Annotated in this window: 11 protein-coding genes; 8 read left to right on the forward strand and 3 right to left on the reverse strand. The window is 63.6% G+C overall.

Translation table 11 applies throughout. The annotated features are described in order from the left end of the window. Positions 1 to 54: 54 nt before the first annotated feature. Together AC5J09_RS11610 and AC5J09_RS11615 are read right to left on the reverse strand one after the other, a co-directional pair. On the reverse strand, positions 55 to 756 hold the full coding sequence (locus tag AC5J09_RS11610; protein ID WP_003532059.1) for a FadR/GntR family transcriptional regulator: 702 nt from the start codon (positions 754 to 756) through the stop codon (positions 55 to 57). Positions 757 to 759: 3 nt separating this feature from the next. Then, positions 760 to 1791: a four-carbon acid sugar kinase family protein gene (locus AC5J09_RS11615; protein WP_324764342.1), complete on the reverse strand. Its 1032-nt coding sequence runs from the start codon at positions 1789 to 1791 to the stop codon at positions 760 to 762. A 397-nt stretch (positions 1792 to 2188) separates the two neighbouring features. Here AC5J09_RS11615 and AC5J09_RS11620 point away from each other — a divergent pair, with 397 nt between their 5' ends. The 4 genes from AC5J09_RS11620 to AC5J09_RS11635 all read left to right on the forward strand — a co-directional run bounded on the left by AC5J09_RS11620 (position 2189) and on the right by AC5J09_RS11635 (position 7151). Continuing rightward, positions 2189 to 3028 carry an inositol monophosphatase family protein gene (locus tag AC5J09_RS11620; RefSeq protein ID WP_275599629.1) on the forward strand — a complete coding sequence of 280 codons (840 nt, stop codon included), beginning with the start codon at positions 2189 to 2191 and terminating at the stop codon, positions 3026 to 3028. Between the two features lie 67 nt (positions 3029 to 3095). Beyond that, on the forward strand, positions 3096 to 3713 hold the full coding sequence (locus AC5J09_RS11625; RefSeq protein WP_100670826.1) for a dual specificity protein phosphatase family protein: 618 nt from the start codon (positions 3096 to 3098) through the stop codon (positions 3711 to 3713). After that, the gene (locus tag AC5J09_RS11630) at positions 3707 to 5428 is read left to right on the forward strand and encodes a metallophosphoesterase (RefSeq protein ID WP_324764341.1); all 1722 of its coding nucleotides are present in this window, start codon (positions 3707 to 3709) and stop codon (positions 5426 to 5428) included. Before AC5J09_RS11625 ends, AC5J09_RS11630 begins: the two co-directional genes overlap by 7 nt. Positions 5429 to 5507: 79 nt before the next feature. Then, on the forward strand, positions 5508 to 7151 hold the full coding sequence (locus AC5J09_RS11635; protein ID WP_324764340.1) for a Na/Pi cotransporter family protein: 1644 nt from the start codon (positions 5508 to 5510) through the stop codon (positions 7149 to 7151). Positions 7152 to 7216: 65 nt separating this feature from the next. Here AC5J09_RS11635 and AC5J09_RS11640 read toward each other — a convergent pair whose 3' ends face one another. Then, the gene (locus AC5J09_RS11640; RefSeq protein ID WP_324764339.1) at positions 7217 to 8203 is read right to left on the reverse strand and encodes a LacI family DNA-binding transcriptional regulator; all 987 of its coding nucleotides are present in this window, start codon (positions 8201 to 8203) and stop codon (positions 7217 to 7219) included. A gap of 514 nt (positions 8204 to 8717) precedes the next feature. On the opposite strand from AC5J09_RS11640, the gene AC5J09_RS11645 reads away from it, so the two are divergent. From AC5J09_RS11645 to AC5J09_RS11660, 4 genes are read left to right on the forward strand one after another with little or no spacing between them, the layout of a single operon-like run. Next, on the forward strand, positions 8718 to 10565 hold the full coding sequence (locus AC5J09_RS11645) for an ABC transporter permease (protein ID WP_324764338.1): 1848 nt from the start codon (positions 8718 to 8720) through the stop codon (positions 10563 to 10565). Further along, positions 10565 to 11698: an ABC transporter ATP-binding protein gene (locus AC5J09_RS11650; RefSeq protein WP_100670815.1), complete on the forward strand. Its 1134-nt coding sequence runs from the start codon at positions 10565 to 10567 to the stop codon at positions 11696 to 11698. Before AC5J09_RS11645 ends, AC5J09_RS11650 begins: the two co-directional genes overlap by 1 nt. A 40-nt stretch (positions 11699 to 11738) precedes the next feature. Then, complete coding sequence (locus AC5J09_RS11655; RefSeq protein ID WP_494297632.1) at positions 11739 to 12863, forward strand: ABC transporter substrate-binding protein; 1125 nt, start codon at positions 11739 to 11741, stop codon at positions 12861 to 12863. Between the two features lie 22 nt (positions 12864 to 12885). Beyond that, positions 12886 to 14016, forward strand: coding sequence for an ABC transporter substrate-binding protein (locus AC5J09_RS11660; RefSeq protein ID WP_324764336.1), 1131 nt, complete (start codon positions 12886 to 12888; stop codon positions 14014 to 14016). The last annotated feature ends 51 nt before the right edge of the window (positions 14017 to 14067 follow it).

Here is a 14067-nt window from a genome sequence, read left to right on the forward strand (position 1 = left end):
GTTGCGATTGGGGAGATGCTTCCTTCCCTTCGCCTTCCCCGGCCGGTTCTGCCTCTACTGTGAGGCCAGGAACAGGCGGTCGCGCGATCCGGTCAGATGCTTCAGCATCAGCATGCGGGCCTCCTCCGCACTGCCGGCGGCGATGGCATCGGCAATCGCCTCGTGCTCGGCGAAAACCCTGGAGAGGCCGCTGGCCTCTCGCTTCACCGAGATGCCATGGAACTTCATGCCCACGGCGATGTGCTCTTTCAGCGCCTCCATGGCCGTCGAGAAGTAGCTGTTCTGGGCAGCACGGGCGATCGCAAGATGGAACTGGAAGTCGGCATCCTCCCGGTGGGACTGCCGGTTGGTGGCGTCGCGCAGCAGTTCGAGTGCCCGGCGGATCGATGCGAGGCTCGTCTCGTCGTGCCGGAGCGCTGCCGCGGCCGCAGCCGCAGGCTCCAGCGTCAGCCGGAATTCATAGCAGTTCAGGAGATCGGCGACGTTTTCGAGCTGGCCGAAACCGAGCGGCTCGCGAAGGCCCACGGCTCTCACGAAACTGCCCGCGCCACGCCGGGAATAGATGAGCCCCTGGTCCCTGAGGCGCTTCAGCGCCTCCCGGACGATCGGCCGGGATACCTCGAACTCCGTCGCCAGCTCGTGCTCCGTCGGCAGACGCTCGTCCGGCTTATAGGCGCCGGACTTGATCGCGCGGTGCATTCTTTCGAACACGATGTCGGGCAGGCCCTTGCGGGGGGTCCCTTCCTGCAGTCCCATCGTCTATCTCGCCTCCCCCGTGATTTGCCTTGCGATGTGGCTCAGCGTATCCGGCCCGCCGAAGCCGCCGGACTTGGTGATGATATAGCGGCCGTCGGCGAAGGCCAGCGCCATTCCGGGCATGCATTCGCCGAGGAGGCGGAAACGGGAAACGCCCATTCTTGCCAGCACGGCCTCGGCCGTTGCGCCACCGGTAAGAAGCAGGGTCGTGGCCGCGCCGGTGAACGCCGGAACGACGCTGTCGGCCAAGTTGGCGGAGACCTCGGCCGGGCTGAGCGGCGTCTCGCCTTCGACCGCCTGAATGATCGTCACCGGCCCGGTTGCCGGGGTGCCAGGCTTCAGCACCCTGCCTCCGACCGCCGGGATATACTCGGCGGGGCGGTTATCGCGCAGCACGTCGACCTGCTCGACGGTGATCGGGTCGCGCGATCCGACGACGATCAATATCGGCTTGCGGGGCAGCGGGATCAGCGGCAGCGTTTCGCTATCCGTCATCCGGTGGGCAAGTGCATCGGCAAGACCTCTCGCACCGATCATGAGATCGCAGCCGGCCGTCTCGGCGGTTGCCAATGCGGCGAGCATGTCCTTGCGCGACATGGTATCGGGGACCAATGCCCGAGCCGCATGCCGGCCGAGCCTTTGGGCGACCGGGATAGGCGCCTCCACACCGAACCCCCGGACCTGGCCGCCGACCACGATACGGCCGAAATCGGGGATGGCCGGCGCGACAAGGGCGCGCGAAAAAGGAGTAGCGTCGAGTTCGGCCTCGATATTGCCCTTCAGTCGCGAGTCGACCTTCTTGAAAATCCGCGCATCTTCGGGGACGTGCTTCAGGACGTCAGATGTTGCCTGGCGCGCCTCATCCGGGGAAACCTCGCGCGACTTCACGTTGACGACGAGGATGTCCGGTCCGTCCGCCAGTGCAGCATTCACGGAGTTCAGGGCGAGAGCGACTTCCGTATGAAGGCCGCGGCCCGCAAACGGGGCCGCTGAATCGAGGGCACCCGTCAGATCATCGGCGAGAATGACAAGCATGGGGAGACGCTGCAAATCCGATTGTTGTTATCTTACGTGCCGTATTTTCTACATGTATTGCAAGGATTTGCAAATTTAAATTTACAAATATGCCGCAAAATTAGCCCCGTCTCCCGCGCTGGCGGCACCATTCTAGTCGGACTTGGAACAGAGCTTGCTTTGCGGGAAAACGTCCAACAATGATCCGTTGCGTGAGCTGCTGATTGCTTCGGGGATGCAGGCTATGTGGTCCGGAAGCCTACGGCCCCGCCTTCCACGTCGGTAATGGCGTTGTTGGGTCCAGTAGGTCCGCAAAAAGGCAGGCCGAGATCCTGAGCGCGAACTTTGGCCGATCGGGCTTGAATGCGATGAACACGTGTGCAATATTGCGCGCGTGTGCAATGAAGTGGAAGCGCCGGTGAGTCGACAGCCCTATTCCGATGACCTCGATAGTCGTGCAGAACTTTGTCGCGAGATCATTCGCTCAGCCGGCGCATTGACCCTCAAAGGGTTTCATGGCGAGGCCAGGCAGAACGTTTCGATGAAAGGGCCTCAGGACTTCCTGACCGAAGTGGATGCCGCCTCCGAGGCCTATATCCGCCACGCGCTTGCCGCGCATTTTCCGGGCGACAGCTTCTTTGGCGAAGAGGGCGGGGGAGCGATAAGCGACCGGGTCTGGGTGGTCGATCCCATCGACGGCACCGCGAATTTCGCGCGGGGCATCCCGCATTTCTGCATCTCGATCGCCTTTGTCCAAAACGGGGCGACCGAGATCGCCGCGATCTACAATCCGGCGCTGGACGAGCTCTACTTCGCGCGCCGAGGGGCGGGCGCGACGCGGAACGGCGTTCCCATCCGGGTCGCCCAAACCGCCCGCTTCGACGCTGCGTCGCTGGAAATGGGTTGGTCGATGCGCGTGCCGAACACGGCCTATCTCGGCGTCATGGAAGCGCTGCTCGGGATGGGCGCCAATGTTCGCCGCGCCGGTTCCGGCGCATTGGCGCTCGCTTACGTCGCTGATGGCCGCTCGGACGGCTATATTGAACTGCACATGAATTCCTGGGATTGCCTTGCCGGCCTTCTGCTCGTGAGCGAGGCGGGCGGAGTCGTCTGCCCATACCTCGAGATCGGCAGCCTGGATGCCGGTGGCCCGGCTCTTGCCGTGGCGCCCGGCCTCGCATCGGACACGAGCCGCGCCTCGAACATACCCCTGGCCGCATATGCGATGCCGACGGACCGGCAGACGGCTCCGGCCTGAGCAGCGCGCGGACCGGCCGATTGGCGTATTGGAGGCTGACGCGGCGTGGCCGCGAAGAGGAGACTGCATGGATGCACCTGTCCATACCCGACCGGCTATCAGCCTGATTGCCGAGGGACTGGGGCCGCACGGCTCCGCTCTCTACATCGGCGGCAGCGAAGGCGCGCGCGATCTGGGGCTTCTGCGACAAAACGGCATCACGGCCGTCGTCAATTGTGCCATCAACCTCGACATCAACTATGTCGAGGGGCCTTCCGACGAGGCAGATGGCGAGCGCAGGGCGTCCGGCTTCGCGGCAATACGCTACTACAAGATCGGCATGATCGATGACGAGGGCAGCCCCGAAACCATGATGCTGGGAGCCTATTACATCCTCGACGGTGCGCTTCGCCAGTCGATGCCGAAGCGGCCCACCTATCCGTTCCGGGACGGCGGAAACATTCTCGTCAACTGCCGCGGCGGACGAAGCCGTTCCGTCTCGCTCGTCGCGCTTTTCCTCCACAAGCAGCAACCGAACCTTTACCCGACGCTTGAAGATGCCGTGGCGGCGATCCGCACGCGCAGGCAATTGATGCCGGATGAATGGTTCGAGACGCCGAAGCCGATGCTCTACGAGGCAGCAAGGAGGGCCTCCGCCTGGATCGACATGATCGAGCGCGAACGGCAGAAGGAGAGGCCATGCTGAAGCGTACCCTGCCGGCCGTCGCCGTAATAGCCGATGCCCATTTCCACGATGTCGAAACGGATTTCGGCTTTGCGAGAGTGGCCGTCGAGGGTCGGGAAATCACCATGCGCAGCTGGGCGGACACCCGGCAATCCACACGCGTCTTCAATGAAAGCGCGGAAGCGTTTCTGGCGGCCCTTGCCGAGGTACGCCGGCGCGGCATCCGTCACGTCGTGCTGCTCGGGGACTATACGGACGACGGCCAACGCGCGACCACGAGCGCTCTGCGGGACATTCTCCATGAGCACGCCGATGCGTTCGACATCTCGTTCTATGCGCTTCCCGGCAATCACGACATCTTCGGGCCGCGGGGCAGGCATCACACAAAACAATTCCTCGGCCGCGACGGCCGGGGCATTCTCGTCACCAGCGATGCGAACGGCGCGGGCAGCGGCGTCACCGTCAGTGACCGGATGTATTGCGAAGGCTATCCGGCGGGCCTCGATCCGATGGCGGCCTTCGGCTATTTCCGCAGGCCCGAATATCTCCATTGGGAGACCCCGTTCGGCACCTCCGATGCGGTCGAAGACCGCCGATACGGGGTGGCCTCACCGGACGGCAGCAATCGCTACGAGTTGATGGACGCGTCCTATCTGGTCGAACCCGAGCCCGGCCTCTGGCTGCTGATGATCGATGCCAATGTCTTCGAACCCGTGAACGGGACGTTTGAATGGGGTGAGGAAGCGGCTTTCATAGACAGCACCTCGGGCGGCTGGAATGCGATGATCCGCTGCAAGCCTTTTGTCGTCTCTTGGATCGCCGACGTCTGCGCACGGGCACGGAGGCTCGGGAAGACTCTGCTTGCATTTTCGCACTATCCGGTGCTCGACCCTTTCGATGGCGCGACCGGCGCCGAGGCAGCGCTGTTCGGCGAGACCAACATCGCCAGGCGCACACCCCGAAAGGATGTCGAGCGGGCGCTGCTTGCGGCCGGACTGTCGCTCCATTTCAGCGGGCACCTTCATGTGGAGGGCGTCACGCGCCGCGGCAACGGCGACCGGTCGCTCACCAATATTGCGGTCCCGTCGCTCGTAGCCTTTCCGCCGGCCTTCAAGATCGCGCATCCGGGAGAGGGGAGCGTCGTCATGGAGACGGTTGAGCTGTCCGGACTGCCTGCCGACCAGCGGCTCCGCAGCGCCTATGAACGAGAAGTCGCGCTGCTCGGCGAAGAGCCGGAGGCCGCCTTTTCAAGCTCCACTTACGGAGCCTTTCTCAGGGCACACAAGCGGGCACTGGTGAGCCACCGCTATTTTCCCGAGGAATGGCCGCCGGCAGTCGTCGAGCGCGTGGCAGACGTCACGCTCGAGGAGATCGCGTGTCTCTTCACCGAAGAGAGCGCCGGCGGCGCTCCGATTCTGTCCGCTTTGGTGCACGCTTCGGCGATCGACATCGCCGAGCTGAGAAGCCTGCCGATGATCGAGCTCGTCGCCGATTGGTACTGCCTTCGGCAGGGGGCATCGCTCGCTTTGCCGCATATCGAAAAATCGCGGCTGCCCGTCTATCGCTTTCTCGCCGAAAGGTTCGGATGCGAGGCGAGGAGCCGACACGACAGTTCGGTGAAAGGCTTTCTGGCCATATTCCTTGGAGCGTTGAGTCTGTTTCTGGACCGCGCGGAAAATGGCGAGACGCAGATCGTCGTTGCGTCGAATCCCGTGCAGCAAGACGCTCCGGCATGAGTGGTCGGATGGCCTATGCGGCGCTGGAAGAGAGGGCACCGTCGCGTCAACCCGTTGGCAGGCAGGTTAGGGTGGGCTCATGGAATCGGCCATTGTCGGCATCAATCTCTTCGGCGCGGTCGCGCTGCTGCTCTACGGACTGGCACAGGTCAAGGACGGCATGTCGCGGGCCTGGGGCGCGCGGCTGAGGACCGGCCTCGCCGCCGGCACGCGCGGCGGGCTGCGTTCGTTCGCTGCAGGATTCGTCGCCACAGTGGCCCTTCAGAGTTCGACTGCGACCGCACTCATGGTCGCCTCTTTCGTGGAAAAGGACCTGATTGCGCCGGCGATGGCACAGCTCGTGTTGCTGGGCGCCAATGTCGGGACGGCCGCCACGGCGTGGATCGTGGCGCTCGGTCTCGGCTGGCTGTCGCCGCTGCTCATTCTCGCCGGGGTTGCCCTCGCCCGAGCGCGGTCCGGCGCGCGCAACGGCGCCGGCAGCGCCGTCGTCGGCATCGGCCTCATGCTGTTGTCATTGCATCTGCTCTCAGCGGCGACCGATCCGCTTCTGCAGTCGCCGGCACTCCGCGCCTTCCTGGCGATGCTCGACAATGCCTGGCCGGTGGCTTTGATCTTCGCCGCCGCACTCGCCATTCTCGCCTCCTCCAGTCTCGCCATCGTGGTGCTCATCCTGTCGCTGGCCTCCGCGGGCGGCATCTCGACCGCGCTCGTCGTCGTTCTTGTCCTCGGTGCCAACCTCGGCGGGGCCGTGCCGCCGGTGCTTGCGACGCTCGGCGCTTCCGCAGGCGCGCGGCGCGTAACGATCGGCAACCTCATCGTCAGGGCAACCGGCTGCGCCATCGCCCTGCCGCTGGCCGGCTATTGTGCGGAATTCATGGAGTTGGCAGGGCTTTCGCCGCAAAAGCTCGCCGTCGATGCCCATCTTCTGTTCAACCTGGCCGTGGCGCTGATCGCCTTTCCAGTGTCGCCTCTCCTTTATCGGCTGACGGCCGGCCTCATCCCGCAGGAGGCGGAGAGCGACAACGGACCACGCTACCTGGACATGAAGGCCCTCGCGAGACCCGTCGCCGCACTTGCCGGTGCCGGTCGCGAGGTCATGGCGGTGGGCGACCTGATCGAGAGCATGCTGGTGCGGGCCCTGGACGCGCTCAAGACGAACGACCTCTCGATGCTTGCGGATATCAGCATGCTCGAAGGGCGGGTGGACCGGATCCAGCATGAGATCAAGCTCTACGTGTCGAGGGTGGGCAAGGACGATATGACGGAAGACGATCACCGCCGGGCCCGGCATATCGTCGACTATGCCATCAACCTCGAACATATCGGCGATATCATCGAGAAGGGGCTGCATCCCGAGATCGCAAAGAAGATCAGCCTCGGCCTGCGCTTTTCCGAGGACGGCCAGGGGGAACTCGCAAGGCTCTTCGCGATCACGCTCGACAACCTGCGCATGGCCCAGGCTGTCTTCGCGACCGGCGACGCTGAGCTGGCACGCCGTCTCGTGGAGGTGAAGGAGGAGGTGCGCCGGCTCGAGAAGCAATCGGCGGAATGCCACCTGCAGCGCCTGCGCGAAGGGAGGCTGGACAGCATGCAGACGAGTTCGCTGCATCTGGACATGCTGCGCGACCTGAAGCGGATCAACGCCCATGTCGCCTCGGTTGCCCACCCGATCCTCGACGGCAGCGGCCTCCTGATCGAGAGCCGCATCCGCCAGGCCGTCTGAAGCTGAAGCACTTCCAGCAAGAGTGCGCAGCGTCTTCCATCCGGACGTGCCCGAATCAACAGGCCTTAGCGCGCCGTCTGCCGCTCCACCAGGGCTACCGGCACGACCTGCATCCGCGTTTCCGGTTCGTCGCTGTCCAGGGCTGAAAGCACCTTTTCCGTCAGGGCCTGGAAGGATTGGGCAACCGTCGTGAGCCCGTAGCTTTTCCAACCGGCTTGCGGAATGTCGTCGAAGCCGACGATAGAGACGTCCTGCGGTACCCGCCGGTTCATTTCCAGCCGCGCCGCGTCGAGGAAGCCGAGCGCCAGAAGATCGGTCACGCAGAAGGCACCGTCGATCGCCTTGTCGACCAGAAGCTCACGCCCCGCCTGCAGCCCGGACTCGTAACTCGTCGGACCGCCCGACCAGGCGACGACGTCCACGCCCTCGGCCTGCATTCGTTGCGTGAAGGCCTTCGCGCGCCGCAGCTGGGCGGGGGTCTGGCTGCCGCTCGTGACGACGGCGACTTTTTTGCACTTCGCCTCAATCAGCCGCAGTGCCGCGAGGTCGGCGCCGTGGGAGTCGTCGCTCAGCACCATGTTCGTGTCCGTGCGGTCGAGACGCTGGTTGATGAGGATGAGACGCACGCCATTGGCGATGCATTCATCGACGATCGAGGCGGGCGGCTCGCCGGAGAGAACGACGATCGCCTGGGCGCGAAACTCGAACAGAAGCTCGATCAAAGGGGCTATGTCCTGGCGGGCGTCGGCGGCATTCAGAAGGAGGCATTGCTTACCCTGGCGCAAGAGCCCGATGCTCAGCAGGTCCAGCTGCTTGGAAATGAAGGGCGAGGAGAGATTGGCGCCGACGACGCCGATCAGGTTGGAGCGGTCATTGTTCAAGACCTGGGCGAGCCGATTGACGCGATAGCCGAGCTCGCGGGCAGCCTTCAGGACCTTGCGCCGGACGGTCTTCGAGACGCTGGCACCGGGAGTGAAGGTACGCGATACTGCCGAGCGCGAGACGCCCGCACGTTTTGCGACCTCCTCGGCCGTCACAAAAGTCCTCGCCATCCGTCCTCCTTTCGGCATCGATCAGCCCTCTATCAGAGGCCATGAACCGCGAAAAGTTCCAAGCGGAAAATTGCTCGGGCCGCGGCCGGCCGGCTTTCAATCCCTGCTGCCTTTCCCGGGCCCGACAGGCACATGGAGCCCATTGCGGAGCGGGAATGCAAATGAACACGTGTGCTTATCAAAAATATACAACAAATACAAAATGATAGATGACTGATCACGTGTGCATTTTTCTATTGACAAACGGGCGGACTGAATCGATCATACGTTCCATAAAGACACGGAATTTGGAATTTTCATTCCGTCAGCGCGCCGGACGACGGCGCGTTCGTCTCAGGGGGAGGAGACGCCGCGAAGCTGTTGGCGGCGACGTCGCAGCAACGGCATGGCCGGGAGGAACGGAGGCGGGCTGCCGGTGCGGTGCAGCAGAAGCGAGCTTTCCGCAAACGACTTCAGCGCGCGGTGACGGACATCGATGCCGGCGAAGCAAGCATAAGCGGCCATGGGAGGAACAATGGCTCTTCTAAGTGAACCGGCAAAGGCGGCAGCCGAAAACCGGTCTGCCACGCCTTCGGCCTGGCAGGCATGGCGCTATCGGTTGAAGGTTGCCCTGCGTGAACCCACGACCCTGATCGGTGTTCTGACGGCGTTGCTGTTCACATACCTGATCGTCGTTCCGATCATTTCCATCGTGCTCGACGCCGTTCGCGTGCAGTTCGGGCACGAGCGGCGTCTGAGCAAGGATGTCGGCGATCTCACGCTCTACTATCTCGACAGAGCGCTGTTCTCGCCGGTGTCGGCGGACCTGTTCTGGCGACCGCTCTTCAATACGCTCTCGGTAGCCGTGGGCGCCATATCGCTGTCGCTGCTGATCGGCACTGTGCTTGCCTGGCTCATCAGCCGGACGGACATGTTCGGGCGCCGCTGGTTCGCGACCGCGCTGATCGTGCCCTACATGCTGCCGGCCTGGACCTTCGCGCTCGCCTGGACGACGCTCTTCAAGAACCGTACGGTCGGCGGCCAGCCCGGATGGCTGGAAGCGATGGGGCTGACGCCGCCCGACTGGCTTGCCTATGGCCGGATTCCGATCACCATCATCCTCGCGCTGCACTATACGCCCTTCGTCATTCTCCTGTTCGGCTCGGCGCTGAGGCGCTTCGATTCCCAGCTCGAAGATTCGGCACGCATTCTCGGCGCCAGGCGCCACCAGGTGGCGCTGCAGATCATCCTGCCCCTGATGCGCCCGGCATTGCTCTCCTCGATGGTGCTCATCTTCGCCAAGTGCCTGGGCGAATTCGGCGTGCCCTATGTGCTCGGTCTGCCGGTCAAGTTCGAAGTTCTCTCGACGTCGCTCTTCCGCAGCATCGCCTCGCGCCAGACGGGCGTCGCCGGGGTGATCGCCGGCTCGATCATGCTGATAGGCATCATCACTCTGTGGATCGATGCACGGCTGGTGCGCGAGGCACGGCGGTTCGTCACGATCGGTTCGAAGGGGTCGATGAACCGGCAGAGTCGCCTTGGCCGCATGCGTCTGCCGGCGGCGGGATTCGCCGCCACGGTCTTTCTGTTGAGCGTAGGCTTGCCGCTCCTCACCTTGTTGCTGTCGACGATCATGAAGATGCCTGCGAGGTTCACGCTCGACAACTTCACGCTGGACTACTGGATCGGTCGGGATCTCGACACGATTGCCCTGAAGACCGGCATCCTCTTGAGCCCCGATCTCTGGGACGCTGCAAAGAACACGCTGACGATCGTCGGCCTCGCCTCGGTAACCTCCGGCATTCTCGGCCTGCTGGTCGGCTACGTGGTCATCCGCACGCCGGTGCGCCTCCTGTCGGTCTATCTTCGGCAGGTGACCTTCCTGCCCTATCTGGTGCCCGGCATCGCCTTTGCCGCTGCCTATCTGTCGCTTTTCGCGGTTCCCCGCGGCCCATTGCCGGCGCTCTATGGCACGGTCATCATCCTCATTCTCGCGCTCATCGCCGACCAGATGCCCTACGCCTCGCGCGCCGGCATCTCGGCCATGACGCAGCTCGGCAAGGACCCGGAGGAGGCGGCCCAGGTCGCCGGAGCCGGCTGGCTCAGGCGGATGATCTCGATCGTCATTCCGATCCAGAAGGGCTCGCTCGTGACGGGGGTGCTGCTGCCGTTCATCTCCGGGATCAAGGGCCTCAGCCTTTTCGTCATCCTGGCGGTGCCGAGCACGGATGTGCTGACCACCTATTCGTTGCGGCTGGTCGACTACCACTACACGCAGGCCGCGAATGCCGTGGTGCTCATCATCGCCGCCATCGCCTATGGCGGCACGCTCATCGCCCAGAAGCTGACCCGCACAAATCTTGCAGAAGGACTTGGAAGCTGATGCCAACGATCAACCTGCGCGGTGCGCAGAAGAACTACGGCGTGAATTCCGCAAACGCCGTGTCCAATCTCGATCTCGAGATCCGAGATGGCGAATTCATGTGCCTCCTCGGGCCATCGGGCTGTGGGAAAACCACGACGCTCCGGATGATTGCCGGCCTCGAGAACCTGTCGGGCGGCGAAATCAGGGTCGGCGATCGTGTGGTCGACTGCGTGGCCGGCGGGGTCTTCGTACCGCCGGAGAAGCGGGAGATGGGCCTCGTCTTCCAAAGCTATGCCTTGTGGCCGCATCTGACGATCGAGCGCAACACGGATTTCGGCCTCAGACTGCGGAAGCTCCCCAAAGCGGAAAGGGAGGAGCGCGTCGAGCGCGTCATGCAGGCGCTCGATATCGCCAAATACCGGGACCGCTATCCGTCGCAACTGTCCGGCGGCCAGCAGCAGCGAGTGGCCCTTGCCCGCATGCTGGCCATCAACCCCGGCGTGCTGCTCCTCGACGAGCCGCTCTCCAATCTGGATGCGCGGTTGCGCCTGGAAATGCGGGCGGAGCTCAAGCGGCTGCATAAGGAATTCAAGACCACCATCGTCTTCGTCACCCATGATCAATGGGAGGCGATGACGCTCGCGACGACGATCGCCGTCATGAACGAAGGCACTCTGCAGCAGATGGGCACGCCGAACGACATCTACGATCGCCCGGCGAACCGTTTCGTCGCAGAGTTCGTCGGCAGTCCCCCGATCAACATATTGACCTTCGGCGAGCCCGGCACGTCTGACGTGGCCGACAAGGCGGAGGCCTATCTTGCCACGCGTTATCCGCACCTCACGGGGGTAGGCTCCGTCGGCATCCGCCCGGAGGCGATCGGCTATGCAACGCGGATCGAGGATGTGCCGAAGGGCAGCTTCTCCGGCGAGACAACCGTGACCGGCGTTCTGCCGACCGGAGGCAACTGGATCCTGGAGCTCAGGAGCGAGAGCCACACCCTGTTCCTGACGACCCATGTTCTGCCGCGGATCGAGCAGGGCGCCAGGGTGTTTTTCTTCGCGCCGCCGGAGGCCCTGCATGTCTTCGATACGGACGGCCGCCGGATCGCGGAGGCGGACGCGCGACTGAGAAGCCTCGCCTACAACTGATAACCGACAAACCGGAAAAACCTGCGGAGGGAGAAAAAATATGAAGCGGAATGTGAGAAGCGGCAGATTTTTGCTTTGCGCGACGGCGATGCTGACCGTGCTTGGCACGGGAGCACGGGCGGAGGAACCTTTCGATATCGACGCCCTTGTCGAGGCGGCCCGCAAGGAAAAGCCGATTACGGTCTATGACAGCACCGGCAAAATCGTCGAGATGGCGAAGAATTTCGCCGACAAATACGACGTCGGCGCGGAGGGCTCGAAGGTCAAGGCATCGGCCCAGCTCGAGATGATCATCCGTGAGGCCCGGGCCAACAACATCCAGGGCGACGTCTCCATCATCAGCGACGCTCCGGCCGCCATGGCGCAGCTCATCCCGCAGGGATTTGCCGAGAGCTGGCTGCCCCCGGATCTCGCAGCGAACATTCCGGCGGAGTACCAGGACCCGTTGACGGTGGTCACCAGCGCCAATGTCTGGGCCTACAATACCGAGCTCTTCGACAAATGCCCGGGCACGAATATCTGGCAGCTGACCGAGCCCGAATGGAAGGGCAAGGTCGCCATGCAGGATCCGCTCGGGAAGGCATCCTATGTCGACTGGTTCAACCAGATGGCGAAGCACGGCGACGAAGAGGTCGCTGCCGCCTATAAGGCGCTCTACGGCAAGGATATCCAGACCGAGGAGGCAAGCGCGACTGCGGCCTGGGTCAAGGCGCTTGCAGCCAACGCGCCGCTCCTGACCGATGCGGACGCCGCGGCGGCCGAGGCGGTCGGGGCGCCCGGGCAATCCGAACCCTTCATGGGACTGATGAGCTCCGCGAAGTTCCGCGACAATGCGGAAAAGGGCATGAAGCTCGGCCTCTGCAAGGACCTGAAGCCATGGGTCGGCTGGCTCTATCCGGGCGTCGGGCTGATCACCAAGGGCACGGACAGCCCAAATGCTGCGCGACTCTTCATCCACTACGTCATGACGGCCGAAGGGATCGCTCCGCAGGCCGTGGACGGCAAGATGTCGACCAACAGGGAAGTGGCTCCGCCGGCGGACGAACCGTCGGGGATAGCGACCGTTCTCGACCAGCTTCTGCCCTACAGCATGGCGACCAGCCTCGACGACTGGGACGCGCGTGAGACGTGGCAGGATTTCTGGCGCGTGCACTATCAAAAATAGAAGCCGGAAGCGGGAGGAGATGATGAAGGCGCATATTCACAGGATAGGGCGGACGGCGGTGGCCGCCCTCGTACTCGCAGCCGGAGCGATTTCGGCCACGGCTGTTGCGGCCGAGGGGTTCGACCTCGATCGCGTGATCGCGGCGGCAAGGAACGAAAAACCGATCACCATCTATGACAGCACCGGCAAGATCGTCGAGATGGCGGAAAATTTCAGCGCCAAATACGGGCTGAAGGCGACCGGCATGAAGGTGTCGGCGAACAGCCAGCTCGAAATGATCATCCGCGAGGCGCAGGCGGACAATGTGCAGGGCGACGTTGTCCTGATCACCGACGCGCCGGCAGCCTTGGCGCAGCTCCTGCCGGAGGAATTCGTGCAGAGTTATCTGCCGGAGGACATGACTGCCAAGATACCGGCGCAGTTTCGAAATCCGCTGGCGATTTCGACCAATGCCAATGTCTGGGCCTACAACACCGAAGCCTATGACAAATGCCCGGTTTCCAACATATGGGAACTGACGGAGCCGAAGTGGAAGGGCAAGGTCGCGCTCGTCGACCCGTTGACGAAGAGCACCTATACCGACTGGTTCAACCAGATGGAGGCGCATGGCGACGACAAGGTCGCCGCCGCCTACAAGGCGCATTTCGGCAAGGATTTGCAGACGGAGGAGAAAAGCGCATCCGCCGCCTGGATCAAGGCGCTGGCGGAGAATGCGCCGCTAGCGACGGACGGCGACGATCCCGTGGCTGAGGCCGTGGGCGCGCCGGGGCAGAAGGCGCCGTTCTTCGGCCTCCTGAGCTCGGCCAAGTTCCGCGACAACGAAGCCAAGGGATACAAGCTCGGCATCTGCAAGGACCTCGACCCCTGGATCGGCTGGACCTACGTCAAGCTCGGGCTAATCGCCTCCAAGACAGCGAGCCCGAACGCCGCCAGGCTCTTCGTCCACTATATCCTTACGGAAGAAGGCATCGGCCCGCAGATGAAGGACGGCAAGCTGCCGACCAACATCGACATCAAGATGCCCGCCGACGAGCCGTCCGGATTGATGGCCGTGTCCGATCGGCTCTTCGGCTACGATTCATCCACCGGCCTCCGCGACTTCGACCGGCGCGAGGAGTGGCAGGACTTCTGGCGCAGCAATTACAGCAAGTGACCGCGTTCCGGCGCGGGCGTCGCGCCGGGCTTTCCTCCAACAGACTGGGAT

This window comes from Sinorhizobium sp. (assembly GCF_059070375.1).

Coding starts and splice junctions, on each gene's coding strand:
- AC5J09_RS11625 (WP_100670826.1), top strand. CDS start 3,096: ATGGATGCACCTGTCCATACCCGACCGGCTATCAGCCTGATTGCCGAG.
- AC5J09_RS11655 (WP_494297632.1), top strand. CDS start 11,739: ATGAAGCGGAATGTGAGAAGCGGCAGATTTTTGCTTTGCGCGACGGCG.
- AC5J09_RS11660 (WP_324764336.1), top strand. CDS start 12,886: ATGAAGGCGCATATTCACAGGATAGGGCGGACGGCGGTGGCCGCCCTC.
- AC5J09_RS11650 (WP_100670815.1), top strand. CDS start 10,565: ATGCCAACGATCAACCTGCGCGGTGCGCAGAAGAACTACGGCGTGAAT.
- AC5J09_RS11635 (WP_324764340.1), top strand. CDS start 5,508: ATGGAATCGGCCATTGTCGGCATCAATCTCTTCGGCGCGGTCGCGCTG.
- AC5J09_RS11615 (WP_324764342.1), bottom strand. CDS start 1,791: ATGCTTGTCATTCTCGCCGATGATCTGACGGGTGCCCTCGATTCAGCG.
- AC5J09_RS11640 (WP_324764339.1), bottom strand. CDS start 8,203: ATGGCGAGGACTTTTGTGACGGCCGAGGAGGTCGCAAAACGTGCGGGC.
- AC5J09_RS11645 (WP_324764338.1), top strand. CDS start 8,718: ATGGCTCTTCTAAGTGAACCGGCAAAGGCGGCAGCCGAAAACCGGTCT.
- AC5J09_RS11630 (WP_324764341.1), top strand. CDS start 3,707: ATGCTGAAGCGTACCCTGCCGGCCGTCGCCGTAATAGCCGATGCCCAT.
- AC5J09_RS11610 (WP_003532059.1), bottom strand. CDS start 756: ATGGGACTGCAGGAAGGGACCCCCCGCAAGGGCCTGCCCGACATCGTG.